Source organism: Streptomyces sichuanensis (genome assembly GCF_020328095.1).
GTDB lineage: Bacteria > Actinomycetota > Actinomycetes > Streptomycetales > Streptomycetaceae > Streptomyces > Streptomyces cinnamoneus.
This window is the reverse complement of record NZ_JAIXMK010000065.1, coordinates 1-15703: the sequence shown is the minus strand read 5'-3', so window position 1 is coordinate 15703 and position 15703 is coordinate 1. Positions and strand designations below refer to the sequence as shown.

General features: G+C 70.0%; 14 protein-coding genes, 1 tRNA gene and 1 pseudogene. 6 read left to right on the top strand and 10 right to left on the bottom strand.

Annotated features, from left to right (window positions below):
* Positions 1-69: 69 nt before the first annotated feature.
* On the bottom strand, positions 70-2742 hold the full coding sequence (gene clpB / locus LE181_RS19185; RefSeq protein WP_225662535.1) for an ATP-dependent chaperone ClpB: 2673 nt from the start codon (positions 2740-2742) through the stop codon (positions 70-72).
* Positions 2743-2933: 191 nt separating this feature from the next.
* Between clpB and LE181_RS19180 the strand changes: the two genes are divergently transcribed.
* Positions 2934-3338, top strand: a complete 405-nt coding sequence (locus LE181_RS19180; RefSeq protein WP_225662534.1) for a pyridoxamine 5'-phosphate oxidase family protein — start codon at positions 2934-2936, stop codon at positions 3336-3338.
* A 4-nt stretch (positions 3339-3342) separates the two neighbouring features.
* Here the strand turns inward: LE181_RS19180 and LE181_RS19175 are convergent, their stop codons facing one another.
* From LE181_RS19175 to dnaK, 5 genes are all read right to left on the bottom strand, one after another.
* Positions 3343-4278, bottom strand: a complete 936-nt coding sequence (locus LE181_RS19175; protein WP_225662533.1) for a type IV toxin-antitoxin system AbiEi family antitoxin domain-containing protein — start codon at positions 4276-4278, stop codon at positions 3343-3345.
* Between the two features lie 133 nt (positions 4279-4411).
* Positions 4412-4876 carry a heat shock protein transcriptional repressor HspR gene (locus LE181_RS19170; RefSeq protein WP_225662532.1) on the bottom strand — a complete coding sequence of 155 codons (465 nt, stop codon included), beginning with the start codon at positions 4874-4876 and terminating at the stop codon, positions 4412-4414.
* A gap of 3 nt (positions 4877-4879) precedes the next feature.
* Complete coding sequence (gene dnaJ, locus LE181_RS19165) at positions 4880-6058, bottom strand: molecular chaperone DnaJ (RefSeq protein WP_225662531.1); 1179 nt, start codon at positions 6056-6058, stop codon at positions 4880-4882.
* 33 nt (positions 6059-6091) lie between these two features.
* Complete coding sequence (gene grpE / locus LE181_RS19160) at positions 6092-6748, bottom strand: nucleotide exchange factor GrpE (RefSeq protein WP_225662530.1); 657 nt, start codon at positions 6746-6748, stop codon at positions 6092-6094.
* Complete coding sequence (dnaK, locus tag LE181_RS19155; protein WP_225662529.1) at positions 6745-8601, bottom strand: molecular chaperone DnaK; 1857 nt, start codon at positions 8599-8601, stop codon at positions 6745-6747. The genes grpE and dnaK overlap by 4 nt, the downstream gene beginning before the upstream one ends.
* A gap of 286 nt (positions 8602-8887) precedes the next feature.
* On the opposite strand from dnaK, the gene LE181_RS19150 reads away from it, so the two are divergent.
* From LE181_RS19150 to LE181_RS19135, 4 genes are all read left to right on the top strand, one after another.
* A complete protein-coding gene (locus LE181_RS19150) occupies positions 8888-11152 on the top strand; it encodes a (Fe-S)-binding protein (RefSeq protein WP_225662528.1) in 2265 nt (754 codons plus the stop codon).
* A 123-nt stretch (positions 11153-11275) separates the two neighbouring features.
* Positions 11276-11842 carry a Uma2 family endonuclease gene (locus LE181_RS19145; RefSeq protein ID WP_225662527.1) on the top strand — a complete coding sequence of 189 codons (567 nt, stop codon included), beginning with the start codon at positions 11276-11278 and terminating at the stop codon, positions 11840-11842.
* 50 nt (positions 11843-11892) lie between these two features.
* Complete coding sequence (locus LE181_RS19140) at positions 11893-12381, top strand: MarR family winged helix-turn-helix transcriptional regulator (protein WP_225662526.1); 489 nt, start codon at positions 11893-11895, stop codon at positions 12379-12381.
* Between the two features lie 158 nt (positions 12382-12539).
* The gene (locus LE181_RS19135) at positions 12540-13481 is read left to right on the top strand and encodes a Yip1 family protein (RefSeq protein ID WP_225662574.1); all 942 of its coding nucleotides are present in this window, start codon (positions 12540-12542) and stop codon (positions 13479-13481) included.
* Between the two features lie 135 nt (positions 13482-13616).
* On the opposite strand, the gene LE181_RS19130 is transcribed toward LE181_RS19135, so the two are convergent.
* The 3 genes from LE181_RS19130 to LE181_RS19120 all read right to left on the bottom strand — a co-directional run bounded on the left by LE181_RS19130 (position 13617) and on the right by LE181_RS19120 (position 14985).
* Positions 13617-14114 (bottom strand): phosphoribosyltransferase, encoded by a 498-nt coding sequence (locus tag LE181_RS19130; protein WP_087927366.1) that lies wholly within the window; start codon positions 14112-14114, stop codon positions 13617-13619.
* Between the two features lie 29 nt (positions 14115-14143).
* Positions 14144-14719: a dCTP deaminase gene (dcd, locus tag LE181_RS19125; RefSeq protein ID WP_071962992.1), complete on the bottom strand. Its 576-nt coding sequence runs from the start codon at positions 14717-14719 to the stop codon at positions 14144-14146.
* Positions 14720-14820: 101 nt separating this feature from the next.
* The gene (locus LE181_RS19120) at positions 14821-14985 is read right to left on the bottom strand and encodes a hypothetical protein (RefSeq protein WP_225662525.1); all 165 of its coding nucleotides are present in this window, start codon (positions 14983-14985) and stop codon (positions 14821-14823) included.
* A gap of 281 nt (positions 14986-15266) precedes the next feature.
* On the opposite strand from LE181_RS19120, the gene LE181_RS19115 reads away from it, so the two are divergent.
* Positions 15267-15340 (top strand) — tRNA-Gly (locus tag LE181_RS19115).
* Positions 15341-15406: 66 nt separating this feature from the next.
* Here the strand turns inward: LE181_RS19115 and LE181_RS19110 are convergent.
* A pseudogene (locus LE181_RS19110) lies at positions 15407-15703 on the bottom strand (hypothetical protein); the annotation flags it as partial.

The following is a 15703-nucleotide window of genomic DNA, read 5'->3' as shown; positions in this document are numbered from 1 at the left end:
CCCTTCGTACGGTCTCCCGCCATCCTCCCCCATACCCGGCGGGCGCTGGTACCCCCGCCGGGCCGGATGTCACAGGGTTTTCCCGGTGTCTCCCGCGCGCACGGGTGAAACGGTGAGCCCGTCGCCCCCGTCCGCGACGCCGACGCGGACCGTGTCGCCGTCGCGCACCTCGCCGGCCAGGATCGCCCGGGCGAGCCGGTCGCCGATGGCGGTCTGCACCAGACGGCGCAGCGGCCGGGCGCCGTAGGCGAGGTCGGGCGCGGCGCCGCCCGGCTCCGCCCCCTCCGCCTCCGGGGCGTGGCCCAGCCGGGCCAGCCACTCCAGGGCGGCGTCGCCGACGTCGAGGGTGAGCCGGCGCTCGGCGAGGCGGCGCTGCAGGTGGCCGATCTGGATCTGGGCGATCCGCTGCAGCTGGCCGGTGCCGAGGGGGTGGAAGACGACGATGTCGTCGAGGCGGTTGAGGAACTCGGGCCGGAAGGAGGCACGGACCGTCTCCAGCACCTTGGTCTTCTTCTGCTCCTCGTCCAGCAGCGGGTCCACCAGATAGGTCGATCCGAGGTTGGAGGTGAGGATGAGGATGGTGTTGCGGAAGTCCACCGTCCGGCCCTGGCCGTCGGTGAGCCGGCCGTCGTCCAGCACCTGCAGCAGGATGTCGAAGACCTCGTGGTGGGCCTTCTCCACCTCGTCCAGCAGCACCACCGTGTACGGGCGGCGGCGCACGGCCTCCGTGAGCTGGCCGCCCTCCTCGTAGCCGACGTAGCCGGGCGGGGCACCGACCAGGCGGGCGACCGAGTGCTTCTCGCTGTACTCGCTCATGTCGATGCGGACCATCGCCCGCTCGTCGTCGAAGAGGAAGTCCGCGAGCGCCTTGGCCAGCTCGGTCTTGCCGACGCCGGTCGGGCCGAGGAAGAGGAACGACCCGGTCGGCCGGTCGGGGTCGGCGATGCCGGCCCGGCTGCGCCGCACGGCGTCGGAGACGGCCCGCACGGCCTCCTCCTGGCCGATCAGCCGCTTGCCCAGCTCGTCCTCCATGCGCAGCAGCTTCTGCGTCTCGCCCTCCAGCAGGCGGCCGGCCGGAATGCCCGTCCAGGAGGCGACGACGTCGGCGATGTCGTCCGGGCCGACCTCCTCCTTGACCATGAGGTCCTTGGCCGCGGCCTCCTGCTCGGCCTCGGCCTCCGCCTTCGCGGCCTCCTCCAGCTCCCGCTCCACCCCGGGGATCTCGCCGTAGAGCAGCTTGGAGGCGGTGTCGAAGTCGCCGTCGCGCTGGGCGCGCTCGGCCTGGCCGCGGAGTTCGTCGAGGCGCTCCTTGAGCTCACCGACGCGGTTGAGGGACTGCTTCTCCTTCTCCCAGCGCGCGGTCAGACCCCGCAGCTCCTCCTCCTTGTCGGCGAGGTCGCGGCGCAGCTTGGCCAGCCGCTCCTTGCTGGCCGCGTCGGACTCGTTCTTGAGGGCGAGCTCCTCCATCTTCAGCCGGTCGACGGCGCGCTGGAGCTCGTCGATCTCGACGGGCGAGGAGTCGATCTCCATGCGCAGCCGGGAGGCCGCCTCGTCGACGAGGTCGATGGCCTTGTCGGGCAGGAAGCGGGAGGTGATGTAGCGGTCGGACAGCGTCGCGGCGGCGACCAGCGCCGAGTCCGCGATCTGCACCTTGTGGTGCGCCTCGTAGCGGCCCTTGAGGCCGCGCAGGATCGCGATCGAGTCCTCGACGGACGGCTCGGCGACCAGTACCTGCTGGAAGCGCCGCTCCAGCGCCGGGTCCTTCTCGATGCGCTCGCGGTACTCGTCGAGCGTGGTCGCGCCGACCATGCGCAGCTCACCGCGGGCGAGCATGGGCTTGAGCATGTTGCCCGCGTCCATGGCGGAGTCGCCGCCGGCGCCCGCGCCCACCACGGTGTGCAGCTCGTCGATGAAGGTGATGATCCGGCCTTCGCTGGCCTTGATCTCCGCGAGGACGGTCTTCAGCCGCTCCTCGAACTCGCCGCGGTACTTCGCGCCCGCGACCATCGCGCCCAGGTCGAGCGAGACCAGCCGCTTGTTCTTCAGCGACTCCGGGACGTCGCCCTTCACTATCCGCTGGGCGAGCCCCTCGACGACGGCCGTCTTGCCGACGCCGGGCTCGCCGATGAGCACGGGGTTGTTCTTGGTGCGGCGCGAGAGCACCTGCACCACGCGCCGGATCTCGTGGTCGCGCCCGATGACGGGGTCGAGCTTGCCCTCCCGGGCGGCGGCGGTGAAGTCCGTGCCGAACTTCTCCAGCGCCTTGTACGTCCCCTCCGGGTCGGGGGTCGTCACCCGCTGACCGCCCCGCGCGTCCTCGAACGCGGCGAGCAGCTTGTCCGCCGAGGCGCCCTGCTGCGCCAGCAGCTCCCCGGTGCGCCCGCCCTTGGCGGCGAGGCCCATGAGCAGGTGCTCGGTGGAGATGTACTCGTCGCCGAGGTCGCGGGCCCGCTCGGCCGCGTCCGCGAGGGCGGCCAGCAGCTCGCGGTTGGGCTGCGGCGGTGCCACGGTCGAGCCCTGCACGCTGGGCAGGGCCGCCAGCTGCCGCTCGGCCCCCGACCGCAGCGCGGCGGCGTCGGCCTCGACGGCGGCCAGGACGTCCATCACGTTCTCGTTGTCCTGCCCGGCGAGCAGGGCCAGCAGCAGGTGCGCGGGCGTCATGTCGGCATGCCCGGCCGATACGGCCCGGTCGTTCGCGGCGCTGAGCGCCTCCCGGCTCTTGTTGGTCAGCTCGGCATCCACGACCTGCGTTCCTCCTCGTACTCGTGGTACCCACGTTCGGATCCTGCTGGAAGCAACGTGCGATAAGTTGAGTCTATTCCACTCAACCCAGCCCTTGCCAGGAACGACGACCCGGAGTTTCCCTGGATCCCCCGGCCCCGGCCGGGCCTTCGACCGCCCGCCGCGGCCCTTCCTCGCCTAACCTGACCGTCATGGCGATCGACCTCAGCGACCCCGGCCCCGCCTACCTCGACTTCTGGCGCGAGCGGCACGTCTGCACCCTCACCACCCTCCGCCCGGACGGCTCCCCGCACGTCGTTCCCGTGGGCGTCACCTTCGACCCCGAGGCCGGCATCGCCCGCGTCATCACCAACAAGAGCAGCCGCAAGGCCGCCAACGTGCAGGCGGCGGGCCCGGGCGGCGCCCGCGTCGCGGTCTGCCAGATGGAGGGCAAGCGCTGGGCGACCCTGGAGGGCCGCGCGGTCGTCCGCGCCGAGGCCGACGTCGTGGCCGACGCCGTCACCCGCTACGCCGAGCGCTACCACCGCACGCCCAGCCCCAACCCCGACCGCGTGGTCATCGAGATCACGGTCACCAAGGCGCTGGGCCGGGGCTGAGCCGTCAGGCCAGGGCGCTGCGGATGTCGCGGATCATCATCGCCGGGCGGTGACGGACGTCGGCCGAGGTGAACCGCAGGATGCGGCGCACCTCCCGGCAGGCCGCCAGGTCGTTGAACCGTATGACGTCCCGCTGGTGCTGGGCCCTGGTGCCGTGCCAGGCGTACCCCTCGGTCTCCACGGCCAGGCCCTGCGGACGGAAGAGGAAGTCGGGGTAGACCCGGCGGCCGGTCGTGGGCACCACGAGCATGGCCTGGGTCTCGGGATGGAGCCCGGCGTCGTTCATCCGCAGCCGGGCGAGCGTCTCGGCGGGTGAGCCCGAGCGGGGGTCGGCCATGGCCAGCCACCAGGCGGCGGTCGCGGCGCCGCGCAGGGCCGGGGCACAGGTCAGGGCGCGGCCGATGTCGTCGAGCGTGGTCAGCGGCCGTCCGCGCGAGCCCGGCGGCCCGGCCCCGCGTCCGTGCCGCCAGCTCAGGGCCGAGTCGACGGCTACCAGCACCTCGTCCCGCGGGCCCGCCCGCAGCAGATCCGCCAGCGTCCGGGCCACGGTGGTCGTCCTCAGCCCGGCCACGACGGTCACATCGCCCGGTGCGAGCGGCAGTCTGTGCAGCGTCGCCCCTCTGACGGCCGTGGTGCCGGGACAGATGAAGTCGGGGCGCTCGTCCGGCGGGCCGGTCTCGACGCCGTGCAGCATCGCCGCCGACCAGTGGCTGACCACCAGCCCGGGGCGTAGCAGCTGATGCGTCCACAGCAGCTCCGTCGGCCCCGCCTCCCGCCCGGGCGCCAGCAGCACGCCGCTGCGGATCCGCACCCACCCGCCCGACGCCACCAGTCGGCCGAGCCTGCCCCGCGTCCACCCCGCGGCCAGCGCCTGGGCCGTGAGCACCACCCCGCCCTGGGCGTCCGCCAGGGCCTGCAATGAAGTCTCTTCCCCCGTCATGCTCCGAGTGTTCCGCACTCAGCGTGACATCGTCAGCCCTGTGGATAACTCTGTGTAGTCGCTTGCGGGTGTGAAAAAGGGCCGGGAGAGGGCTCAGCTCTCCCGGCCCTTCCTTCAGGGCTCGTCCCGGCGCTCAGCGCTCCCGCTGTTCCCGCCGGGGCCGCCAGACGACCAGCGCGCTGGCCTGCTGGACGTCCTGGTAGGGCACGAGGTCCCGGCGGTAGGAGGCGTGCACGGCGGCCTCGGCCTGCTGCATGGCCGTGGCCGCACCCTCGACCGTCGCCTGGAGCTCGGCGACGCGCGCCTTGAGCGCGGCCACCTGGTTCTCCAGCTCGATGATGCGCTTGATGCCGGCCAGGTTGATGCCTTCGTCCTGGCTCAGCTGCTGCACCTGGCGCAGCAGCTCGATGTCACGCGCGGAGTAGCGGCGGCCGCGCCCGGCCGTGCGGTCGGGGGAGACCAGGCCGAGGCGGTCGTACTGCCGCAGCGTCTGCGGATGCAGACCCGAGAGCTGCGCGGCTACGGAGATGACGTAGACCGGCGATTCTTCGGTGAGTTCGTACGGATACGGATGACGTCGGCGGCCGGTCCCTTCCATGGGTCATGCTCCCTTCGCGGCCTGGAACAGCTCCGTTCGCGGATCCTCGTCGGCGGTGGCGTCGCGGTACGTCTCCAGCGCCTCGCGGGCCTTGTCGCCGAGGTTCGTGGGCACGGTGACCTCCACGGTGACCAGGAGGTCGCCGCGGGTGCCGTCCTTGCGGACCGCGCCCTTGCCCCGGGCGCGCATCGTACGGCCGTTGGGCGTACCCGCGGGCAGCTTCAGGGTGACCGGCGGGCCGCCGAGCGTGGGGACCTTCACCTCGCCGCCGAGCGCCGCCTCCGCGAAGGTGACGGGGACGGTGACCGTGAGGTTGTCGTCCTTGCGCCCGAACACCGGGTGGGAGCCGACGTGGACGACGACGTAGAGGTCGCCGTTGGGGCCGCCGCGCTCGCCCGGGGCGCCCTTGCCGCGCAGCCGGATCCGCTGGCCGTCGGACACGCCGGCGGGGATGCGGACCTGCATGGTGCGGGAGGACTTGGCGCGCCCGCTGCCGTGGCAGACGTCGCAGGGGTTCTCGGGGATGAGCCCGCGGCCCTTGCAGTCCGGGCAGGGGTCGGTCAGCGAGAAGCCGCCGCCCGTGCCGCGCGACACCTGGCCGGTGCCGACGCAGGTCGGACAGACCCTGGGCGTACCGTTTTTGTCGCCCGTGCCGGAGCAGCTCTTGCACGCCGCCGAGGAGGACATCCGCAGCGGGACCGTGGCCCCCTCCACCGCCTCGGTGAAGTTGAGCGTCACCTCGGACTCGATGTCCTGGCCGCGGCGCGGCTGGGTGCGCGTGCTCGGGCCGCCGCCGCGGTTGAAGAGGCCGCCGAAGACGTCGCCCAGCCCGCCGCCGAAGCCGCCGGCCCCGGCGCCGCCGCCCTGGGCGCCCCCGAAGAGGTCGCCCAGGTCGAAGTTGAACGAGCCGCCGCCGCCCGGCCCGGGACGGAAACCGCCGTTCCCGAACAGGGCGCGCGCCTCGTCGTACTCCTTGCGGCGCTTGGCGTCGGCCAGGACGTCATTGGCCTCGGAGATCTCCTTGAAGCGCTCCTCGGCCGAGGCGTCGCCCTTGTTGGCGTCCGGGTGGTACTCGCGGGCGAGCTTCCGGTACGCCTTCTTGATCTCCGCCTCGGTGGCGTCCTTGGGGACGCCGAGGACCTTGTAGAGGTCCTTCTCCAGCAAGTCCCTGCTCAGGCTCATCCCCGACGTCCCTCCTTCCGGTCACCCTTGAGGTCAGCCCTCGTCCGGGCCACCGCTCTCCTCGTCCGACGCCTCTTCGGCCTTCGGGCTCGCGCCCGGCTGCGGCTCGGCGACCGCGACCCGCGCGGGGCGGATCGTGCGCTCGCCGATGCGATACCCCGGCTGCAGGATCTGCACGCAGGTGGTCTCGGTGACGTCGGGCGCGTAGCTGTGCATCAGCGCCTCGTGCACCAGCGGGTCGAAGGGCTCGCCCTCCTTGCCGAACTGCTGCAGGCCCATCTTGGAAACGACCGTCTCCAGCGACTCGGCGACGGACTTGAAGCCGCCGACGAGCTCGCCGTGGTCACGGGCGCGACCGATGTCGTCGAGGGTGGGGAGGAGCTCGGACAGGAGGTTCGCGACGGCGATCTCTTTGACCGTGGCCCGGTCCCGCTCCACACGGCGACGGTAGTTCTGGTACTCGGCCTGGAGCCGCTGGAGGTCACCGGTGCGCTCGGTGAGCGCGGCCTGGGCCTGGTCCAGCTGTGCCTGGAGACCTACCTCGACCAGTTCTTCACCGGACGCTGCCGGGCCGGCCGGGCCCGCCTTGTCGGCGGACCCGGCGGCCTGCGCCGCGTCGTCGGGGGTCGTGGCGTCGGAGGGGCCTTCAGGCTTCTCGTTCTCGTTGAAGCCCGGGGTCTCCTCCGTCACGCCGACGCACCGCCCTTCGGCTTCTCGTCGTCCACGATCTCGGCGTCGACGACGTCGTCGTCGGCCTTGGCCTGGCCCGCACCGGCGTCACCGGCGGCACCGGCGGCGCCCTGCGCGGCCTGGGCGTCGGCGTACATGGCCTGGCCGAGCTTCTGGCTGACCGCGGCGACCTTCTCGGTCGCAGTGCGGATCTCGGCGGTGTCCTCGCCCTTGAGCTTCTCCTTCAGCTCGGACACGGCGGTCTCGACCTCGGTCTTGACCTCGCCGGGGACCTTGTCCTCGTTGTCCTTGAGGAACTTCTCGGTCTGGTAGACCAGCTGCTCGCCCTGGTTGCGGGTCTCGGCGGCCTCGCGGCGGCGGTGGTCCTCCTCCGCGTACTGCTCGGCCTCCTGGCGCATGCGGTCGACCTCGTCCTTGGCGAGCGAGGAGCCGCCGGTGACGGTCATCTTCTGCTCCTTGCCCGTGCCCAGGTCCTTCGCGGTCACGTGCATGATGCCGTTGGCGTCGATGTCGAAGGAGACCTCGATCTGCGGGACGCCGCGCGGGGCCGGCGGCAGGCCCGTCAGCTCGAACATGCCGAGCTTCTTGTTGTACGCCGCGATCTCGCGCTCGCCCTGGTAGACCTGGATCTGCACGGACGGCTGGTTGTCCTCGGCCGTCGTGAAGATCTCGGAGCGCTTGGTCGGGATCGTGGTGTTGCGCTCGATCAGCTTGGTCATGATGCCGCCCTTGGTCTCGATGCCGAGGGACAGCGGGGTGACGTCGAGGAGCAGGACGTCCTTGACCTCGCCCTTGAGGACACCGGCCTGGAGCGAGGCGCCGATGGCGACGACCTCGTCCGGGTTCACACCCTTGTTGGCCTCCTTGCCGCCGGTCAGCTCCTTGACGAGCTCGGCGACGGCGGGCATACGGGTGGAGCCACCGACCAGGACCACGTGGTCGATCTCGGACAGGCTGATGCCCGCGTCCTTGATGACGTTGTGGAACGGCGTCTTGCAGCGCTCCAGCAGGTCCGCGGTCAGCTGCTGGAACTGGGCGCGGGTGAGCTTCTCGTCCAGGTGCAGCGGGCCCTCGGCGGACGCCGTGATGTAGGGCAGGTTGATCGAGGTCTCGGTGGACGAGGACAGCTCGATCTTCGCCTTCTCCGCGGCCTCGCGCAGACGCTGCAGCGCCATCTTGTCCTTGGACAGGTCGACGCCGTGACCGTTGGCGAACTGCTTGACCAGGTAGTCGACGACGCGCTGGTCCCAGTCGTCACCACCGAGGTGGTTGTCACCGTTGGTGGCCTTCACCTCGACGACGCCGTCGCCGATCTCCAGCAGCGAGACGTCGAAGGTGCCGCCACCGAGGTCGAAGACCAGGATGGTCTGGTCGTCCTTGTCGAGGCCGTAGGCCAGGGCGGCCGCGGTGGGCTCGTTGACGATGCGCAGGACGTTCAGGCCCGCGATCTCGCCGGCCTCCTTCGTGGCCTGGCGCTCGGAGTCGTTGAAGTACGCCGGGACGGTGATGACCGCGTCGACGACCTTCTCGCCCAGGTATGCCTCGGCGTCCCGCTTGAGCTTCTGCAGGATGAAGGCGCTCATCTGCTGCGGGTTGAAGTCCTTGCCGTCGATGTTGATCTTCCAGTCAGTGCCCATGTGGCGCTTGACCGAGCGGATCGTCCGATCGACGTTGGTGACGGCCTGGCGCTTGGCGACCTCGCCGACCAGCACCTCACCGTTCTTCGCGAAGGCGACGACGGACGGCGTGGTCCTGGCGCCCTCGGCGTTGGTGATGACGGTGGGCTCACCGCCTTCGAGAACACTGACGACGGAGTTCGTCGTACCCAGGTCGATGCCGACCGCACGTGCCATGTCGATTCCTCCAGCTGACTTGAGTGGAACAGACTCAAGAGTGCAGCACGACGGCAAACCTGTCAACGGACCTGAGTCTGGGCCACTCAACTTTTATGTCAGTCTTACAGTCAGTCGCGGACGCTCACGGAGGGGCAAGGGTTGCCTGCGCGACACAGATCACCGGCACGGCAGGTTCATGCACCGCCGAATCCTGGGTAATCTCGGCTGGGACTGGATAAGTTACTGCTTAGTAATCCGCATAATCCGCTCTCGCTAGCTCTCGAAGGTTCGAGGAGCCCCCGCAATGCAACTCGCCGCGATCATCGTGTCGCTGGTCCTCAGCGCGGTCGGTGTTGCGCTGCTAGGCCGCGCCGTCGCCCAGTTCGTCCGCTACTTCCGGCTGGGAGCCTCCATCCCGGCCGGCACCCGCACCGACGAGCCCGTCCAACGCACCGTGACGGTGGCCAAGGAGTTCCTCGGCCACACCCGCATGAACAAGTGGGGCGTCGTCGGCGTCGCCCACTGGTTCGTGGCCGTCGGCTTCTTCTCGCTGCTGCTGACCATCGTCAACGCCTTCGGCCAGCTGTTCCAGTCCGACTGGGTGATCCCGGTCATCGGGGACTGGCGGCCGTGGGAGATGTTCGTCGAGTTCCTCGGCCTGATGACGACGCTCGGCATCCTGACCCTGATCGTCGTCCGCCAGCTGAGCAAGCCGGGCAGGGCGGGCCGCAAGTCCCGCTTCGCGGGCTCCAACACCGGCCAGGCGTACTTCGTCGAGGCCGTCATCCTCATCGTCGGCATCTGCATCATGACGCTGCACGCCCTGGAGGGCGTCCAGCACGGCGTCGAGGGCGTCGAGCCCGGGTTCTTCTTCTCGTACCCGCTGATCGCGGCCTTCAAGGGCCTGAGCGTCACGACGATCCAGAACCTCGTCTACGTCTTCGCGATGATCAAGATCGCGACGTCCTTCATCTGGATGATCACGGTCTCGCTGAAGACCGACATGGGTGTCGCCTGGCACCGCTTCCTCGCCTTCCCGAACATCTGGTTCAAGCGCGAGTCCAGCGGCGACGTCGCCCTCGGCGCCCTGCTGCCGATGGTCAGCGACGGCAAGCCGATCGACTTCGAGGACCCGGGCGAGGACGACCAGTTCGGCGTCTCCCAGATCGAGCACTTCTCCTGGAAGGGCCTGCTCGACTTCTCCACCTGCACCGAGTGCGGCCGCTGCCAGTCGCAGTGCCCCGCCTGGAACACCGGCAAGCCGCTGTCGCCGAAGCTGCTCATCATGTCGCTGCGCGACCACGCGCACGCCAAGGCGCCGTACCTGCTCGCGGGCGGCGGCAAGGACGCGGAGGGCAACGAGAAGGCCACCGCGGAGCAGCTGAAGGACGTTCCGGCCACCGCGCTCGCCGAGGCCGAGCGCCCGCTGATCGGCACGCTGGAGGAGAACGGCGTCATCGACCCGGACGTGCTGTGGTCCTGCACCACGTGCGGTGCGTGCGTCGAGCAGTGCCCGGTCGACATCGAGCACGTCGACCACATCGTCGACATGCGCCGCTACCAGGTGATGATCGAGAGCTCCTTCCCGTCCGAGGCGGGCACGATGCTCAAGAACCTGGAGAAGAAGGGCAACCCCTGGGGCCTGGCGAAGAAGCAGCGCCTGCAGTGGACCAAGGAGGTCGACTTCGAGGTCCCGGTCGTCGGCAAGGACATCGAGGACCTCACCGAGGTCGAGTACCTCTACTGGGTCGGCTGCGCCGGCGCCCTGGAGGACCGCGCCAAGAAGACCACGAAGGCGTTCGCCGAGCTGCTGCACATGGCGGGCGTGAAGTTCGCCATCATGGGCGGCGAGGAGAACTGCACCGGTGACTCCGCCCGCCGTCTGGGCAACGAGTTCCTCTTCCAGCAGCTCGGCCAGCAGAACGTCGAGATGCTGAACATGGCGTTCGGCGAGGATGCGGAGGAGGGCGTCAAGGTCGAGAAGGCGAAGAAGAAGATCGTCGCGACCTGCCCGCACTGCTTCAACACCATCGCCAACGAGTACCCGCAGCTGGGCGGCGAGTACGAGGTCATCCACCACACGCAGCTGCTGCAGCACCTCATCGACGAGGGCAAGCTCGTCCCCGTCACCCCGGTCGAGGGTCTGATCACCTATCACGACCCCTGCTACCTGGGCCGCCACAACAAGGTCTACACGCCGCCGCGCGAGATCATCGCCAAGGTGCCGGGCCTGCGGAACGAGGAGATGCACCGCCACAAGGAGCGCGGCTTCTGCTGTGGTGCGGGTGGTGCGCGCATGTGGATGGAGGAGCGCATCGGCAAGCGCATCAACAACGAGCGCGTGGACGAGGCCCTGGCCCTCAACCCGGACATCGTCTCCACCGCCTGCCCGTTCTGCCTCGTCATGCTGACCGACTCGGTCAACGGCAAGAAGAACGACGGCAAGGCCAAGGAGTCCATCCAGGTCGTCGACGTCGCCCAGCTGCTGCTGGAGTCGGTGAAGACGCCGGCCGCCCCGGAGAACGACGGCGAGCCGGCGGACGCGCCGGAGCCGGAGCCTGCGAAGTAGGCACGCGCAGTACGAGCACACGGCCGGGCCCCGCGACCTCTCGCGGGGCCCGGCCGTTGTCGTAGGTGCGTGGGACGATGAAGTCGTACGCGGTAGCAGCTCGCTCACAGCAGGAGCCAGGTCATGGATTACGCCCGGATGCGCGCCATCGCCGATGAGCTGATGAAGCACGCTCCCGAGACGATCAAGAGCTTCGAGATCAGTGGCGACGGGATCTTCATGATGATGTCGCCGTCGAGGTTCCACGACTTCAATGCCATGCGCCTCAACCGCCAACTGGACGGCCAGCTGGACGACGGACTCGTCTCCTTCCCGGGCGGTGACATCGAGGACCCCTCGCTCGGCAGGCTCCGCCGTCCAGACCTGATCGTCGTGCCGGACGCGGTCTTCGGCGAGGAGAACGCACCGTTCGCCCCGCACGACCTGCTCCTGGTCGCCGAGATCGTCTCGCCGTCCAACCACAGCAACGACTACATGGACAAGATGGACGAGTACCCGGCCATGGGCATCCCGCTGTACCTGCTCGTCGACCCCCGCAAGGGCACCGGGTCGGTGATGTCCGATCCCGGCCCAGGTCCCGACGGGCGGCCCTGCTACCGCACGCGTCACGACTACGTCTTCGGCGACAAGGTGGCCGTCGGCCCCTGGACCGTCGACACCTCCGAGTTCCGGCGCTACCCGGCCCCGTGACCCCCAACACACTTGATCTCAACCATGCTTGAGGTCCTACCGTCGTTCCCATGACGACGACACAGACGACGAAGCTGGAAACCCCGAACGCCGACACCGCCAACCTCGCCGGACAGCCCATCGGCTACTGGAGCTGGGCCGCCAACAAGGCCGTCATCCGGCACATCCGCTCGGCCATGGCCCGGGTCGGCATCACGCAGCCCCAGTGGTGGGTCCTCAACCGGGTCGACGCCGCCCCGGACGGCAAGAGCCGCCAGGAGCTGCGGGACCTCCTCGCCGCCAGCCTCGACGAGGGCAACGACGGCATCGACATCGCGCTGGACACCGCCGTCGCCCGCGGCTGGGTGCGGAGCACGGACGAGGGACGCTTCCTGCTGACCGACGCCGGGCGCGAGGCCAAGGAGCGCACCATGGAGGTCGTCGTGCGGGTGCGGGAGGAAATCCACGCCGGCATCCCGGACGAGGAGTACGCCACTGTGGTCCGCGTGCTGCAGCGGATGGTGGAGAACACCGGGGGCGTCGAGTCCCTCTCCCGTTAGCGACGACGCACCGTTCAAACGTCCGCCCGGCCCACCGCGACCCTGGCCTTTCCCCTAAGGGATGTCACAGGTCGGCCGCAATGCCGGGCCCCGGCGCCCGCGCCCGGCACCGGGACCTCCGCGGAGCGGGTACGTTCGAAGGCGTGGCTGGATTCAGGATGGGACGCGGGCAGGACCCGCACGGCGCCGACCGCGCGCGGCAAGGACAGCAGCAGGCCCCGTACGGAGGGCCGGGTGCCCCGGGGCACCCCGGCGCGCCCGGCGGCGGCTATGGCGGCGGGCAGCAGCAGTGGCAGCAGCCCGGCGGGTACGACGAGCCGGAGTACTTCGGCGGTGGGCAGCACCAAGGGCCCCCGCAGCCGCCCCCGCCCCCGGGCTACGGGCAGCAGCAGTACGGCGGCGGGCAGCACCCCGGCGCCCACGACCCGTACTACGGGCAGCCCGCCGGTGACCCCGGCCGGACGCAGCAGTTCAGCCTGGGCGAGGCCCCGGACGCGTACGGCCGGTACGACGACGAGGGCGCGTACCAGGGCGCTCCCGCGCCCGCCCCGCCGGCCGGGCCGCGGCTGCACTGGAAGGACCTGCTGGCCGGCATCGTCCTGCGCCCCTCCGCCACGTTCTGGCAGATGCGCGACCACCAGGTGTGGGCGCCCGCGCTGATCGTCACGTTCGCCTACGGCCTGCTCGCCGTCTTCGGCTTCGACAAGGCGCGCACGGACGTCCTCAACGCCTCGCTCTCGCAGGTCCTGCCGGCCGTGCTGATCACTGGCGTGATCATGGTGATCGCGGGGCTGATCCTCGGTGCGGTCACCCACACCCTGGCCCGGCAGCTCGGCGGTGACGGCATATGGCAGCCGACGGTCGGCCTGTCGATGCTGATCATGTCGATCTCCGACGCGCCCCGGCTGCTGTTCGCCATGTTCCTCGGCGGCGACAGCACGCTCGTCCAGATCCTGGGCTGGGCCACCTGGCTGGCGGGCGGCGCGCTGCTGACCTCGATGGTGAGCAAGTCGCACGACCTGCCGTGGCCGCGGGCGCTGGGGGCGTCGGCGATCCAGCTGATCGCGCTGCTCTCCCTGATCAAGCTGGGCACGCTGTAGCGGACGCAGCCACGGGAAAGGGCCCGCTCGACCTCGGAGGAGGTCGGGCGGGCCCTTTCCCGTATGTCTTCGCGTATGTCTTCGCGTATGTCTTCGCGATGCGGCCGTACGCGGCGGCGCCGCACCGCGCCGCGGCTACGCGTCGAGGACCTGGCCCTCACGGCGCACGACCGGCGGCTCGACCGACCACGGGAAGTTGATCCACTCGTCCGTCTTCTTCCAGACGTACTCGCACTTCACGAGCGAGTGGCTCTTCTCGTAGATCACGGCGCTGCGCACCTCGGCGACGTGCTCCAGGCAGAAGTCGTGGACGAGCTTGAGCGTCTTGCCGGTGTCCGCGACGTCGTCGGCGATCAGGACCTTCTTGTTGGAGAAGTCGATCGCGTTCGGGACGGGGGAGAGCATGACCGGCATCTCCAGCGTGGTGCCGACGCCGGTGTAGAACTCCACGTTCACCAGGTGGATGTTCTTGCAGTCCAGCGCGTAGGCGAGACCGCCCGCGACGAAGACGCCACCGCGTGCGATGGACAGGATGATGTCCGGCTCGTAGCCGTCGTCCGCGATGGTCTGGGCCAGCTCACGGATCGCCTGCCCGAAGATCGGGTAGGTCAGGTTCTCGCGGATCTCACTCACTGTTGCTCTTCGCCTTGTTCCCTGGTCGCTCAGACCTGCGTGCGGTGGAAATTCTGGAAGGACCGCGAGGGCGTCGGCCCGCGCTGGCCCTGGTAGCGGGAACCGTGCTTCGCGGACCCGTAAGGATGCTCGACGGGGGACGTCAGCCGGAACATGCACAGCTGGCCGATCTTCATCCCCGGCCACAGCTTGATCGGCAGCGTGGCCATGTTCGACAGCTCCAGCGTCACGTGCCCGGAGAAGCCCGGGTCGATGAAGCCGGCGGTGGAGTGCGTCAGCAGGCCGAGGCGGCCGAGGCTGGACTTGCCCTCCAGACGCGAGGCGACGTCGTCGGGGAGCGTGATCACCTCGTACGTGGAGGCCAGCACGAACTCACCCGGGTGCAGGATGAACGCCTCGTCGCCCTCCGGTACCACCTCGCGCGTGAGGTCCGCCTGCTCGACCGCGGGGTCGATGTGCGGGTACCGGTGGTTCTCGAACACCCGGAAGTAGCGGTCGAGCCGCACATCGATGCTCGACGGCTGCACCATCGATTCGTCGAACGGGTCGATCCGCACACGGCCGGCATCGATCTCGGCCCGGATGTCCTTGTCTGAGAGAAGCACGAGTCGAGGATACGCAAAGAAGCCGGACAACCTGACAACGCGGACCCGGGCCGGAGATCGTCTCCGGCCCGGGCCCGCGCCGGCCTCACTGCCTCACTGCCTCACTGCTTCTCGACGCCCACCGGCACGGAATGCCTCAGCCGGGCGCAGCGCGGGCAGCGCAGGAGCCGCCCGGGGCCGATCCGGCCGGGTCCGAGATTCTGCATCGGGAACGAAGCGGTGCTGAACACGTGCCCTTCGGCACAACGAACGACGGTGCGCTCCATCGAGCTCCCTTTCCCCATGGCGGTACTGAACGCGTGCCTCCGGCACAAGCGGCGGCAAAAGCCACATTAGGGGATCATTCAGGCCGACCTGAACGCGGCACCCCGATGCCCCCGGCGATTGCCGCGACCCCACGGTACGCCCCAACTCCCGCTCCCCACGCGCGCGTCCCCACCCCCGCCACACCCCCCTCACACGACGAGAAGGCCACCGGGGCAAGTGCACCGAGGGCCTTCGATGGGGTAGAGTGTGCGACGATGCGACGCCCTGTAGGGCGCCTCGCGCGGGCGTAGTTTAATGGTAGAACATGAGCTTCCCAAGCTCAGAGCGCGAGTTCGATTCTCGTCGCCCGCTCCACTTCCTCACCCCCGGGCCGTCGGCCCGGGGGTGATCTGTTTCCCGCTGCCGCTCATCGCCCTCCGTCTACGGGCCCTCGTCCTCGTACGGCGCCTCTTCGAGCAGCCGCTCGCCGATGTCGTCGGCCCACTCCTGCGCCCAGCGGCGCAGGCCGGCGCTCTCCTCGGCGTCGAGGCCGCAGGCGGCGAACTCGCGGTCGTCGATCCAGTCGGCCCCTTCGAGACGGGCCCGCAGGTCGGCGAGGTCGAAGTCGTCCCGTGCGTGGCGGCGGCCGTACTCCTCCAGGTCGGTGCGCGACCAGCGCCCGGCGGCGGCGTGCACGTCGACGAGGTCGCGGGCCAGACCACGGTCGGCCAGAGCCCG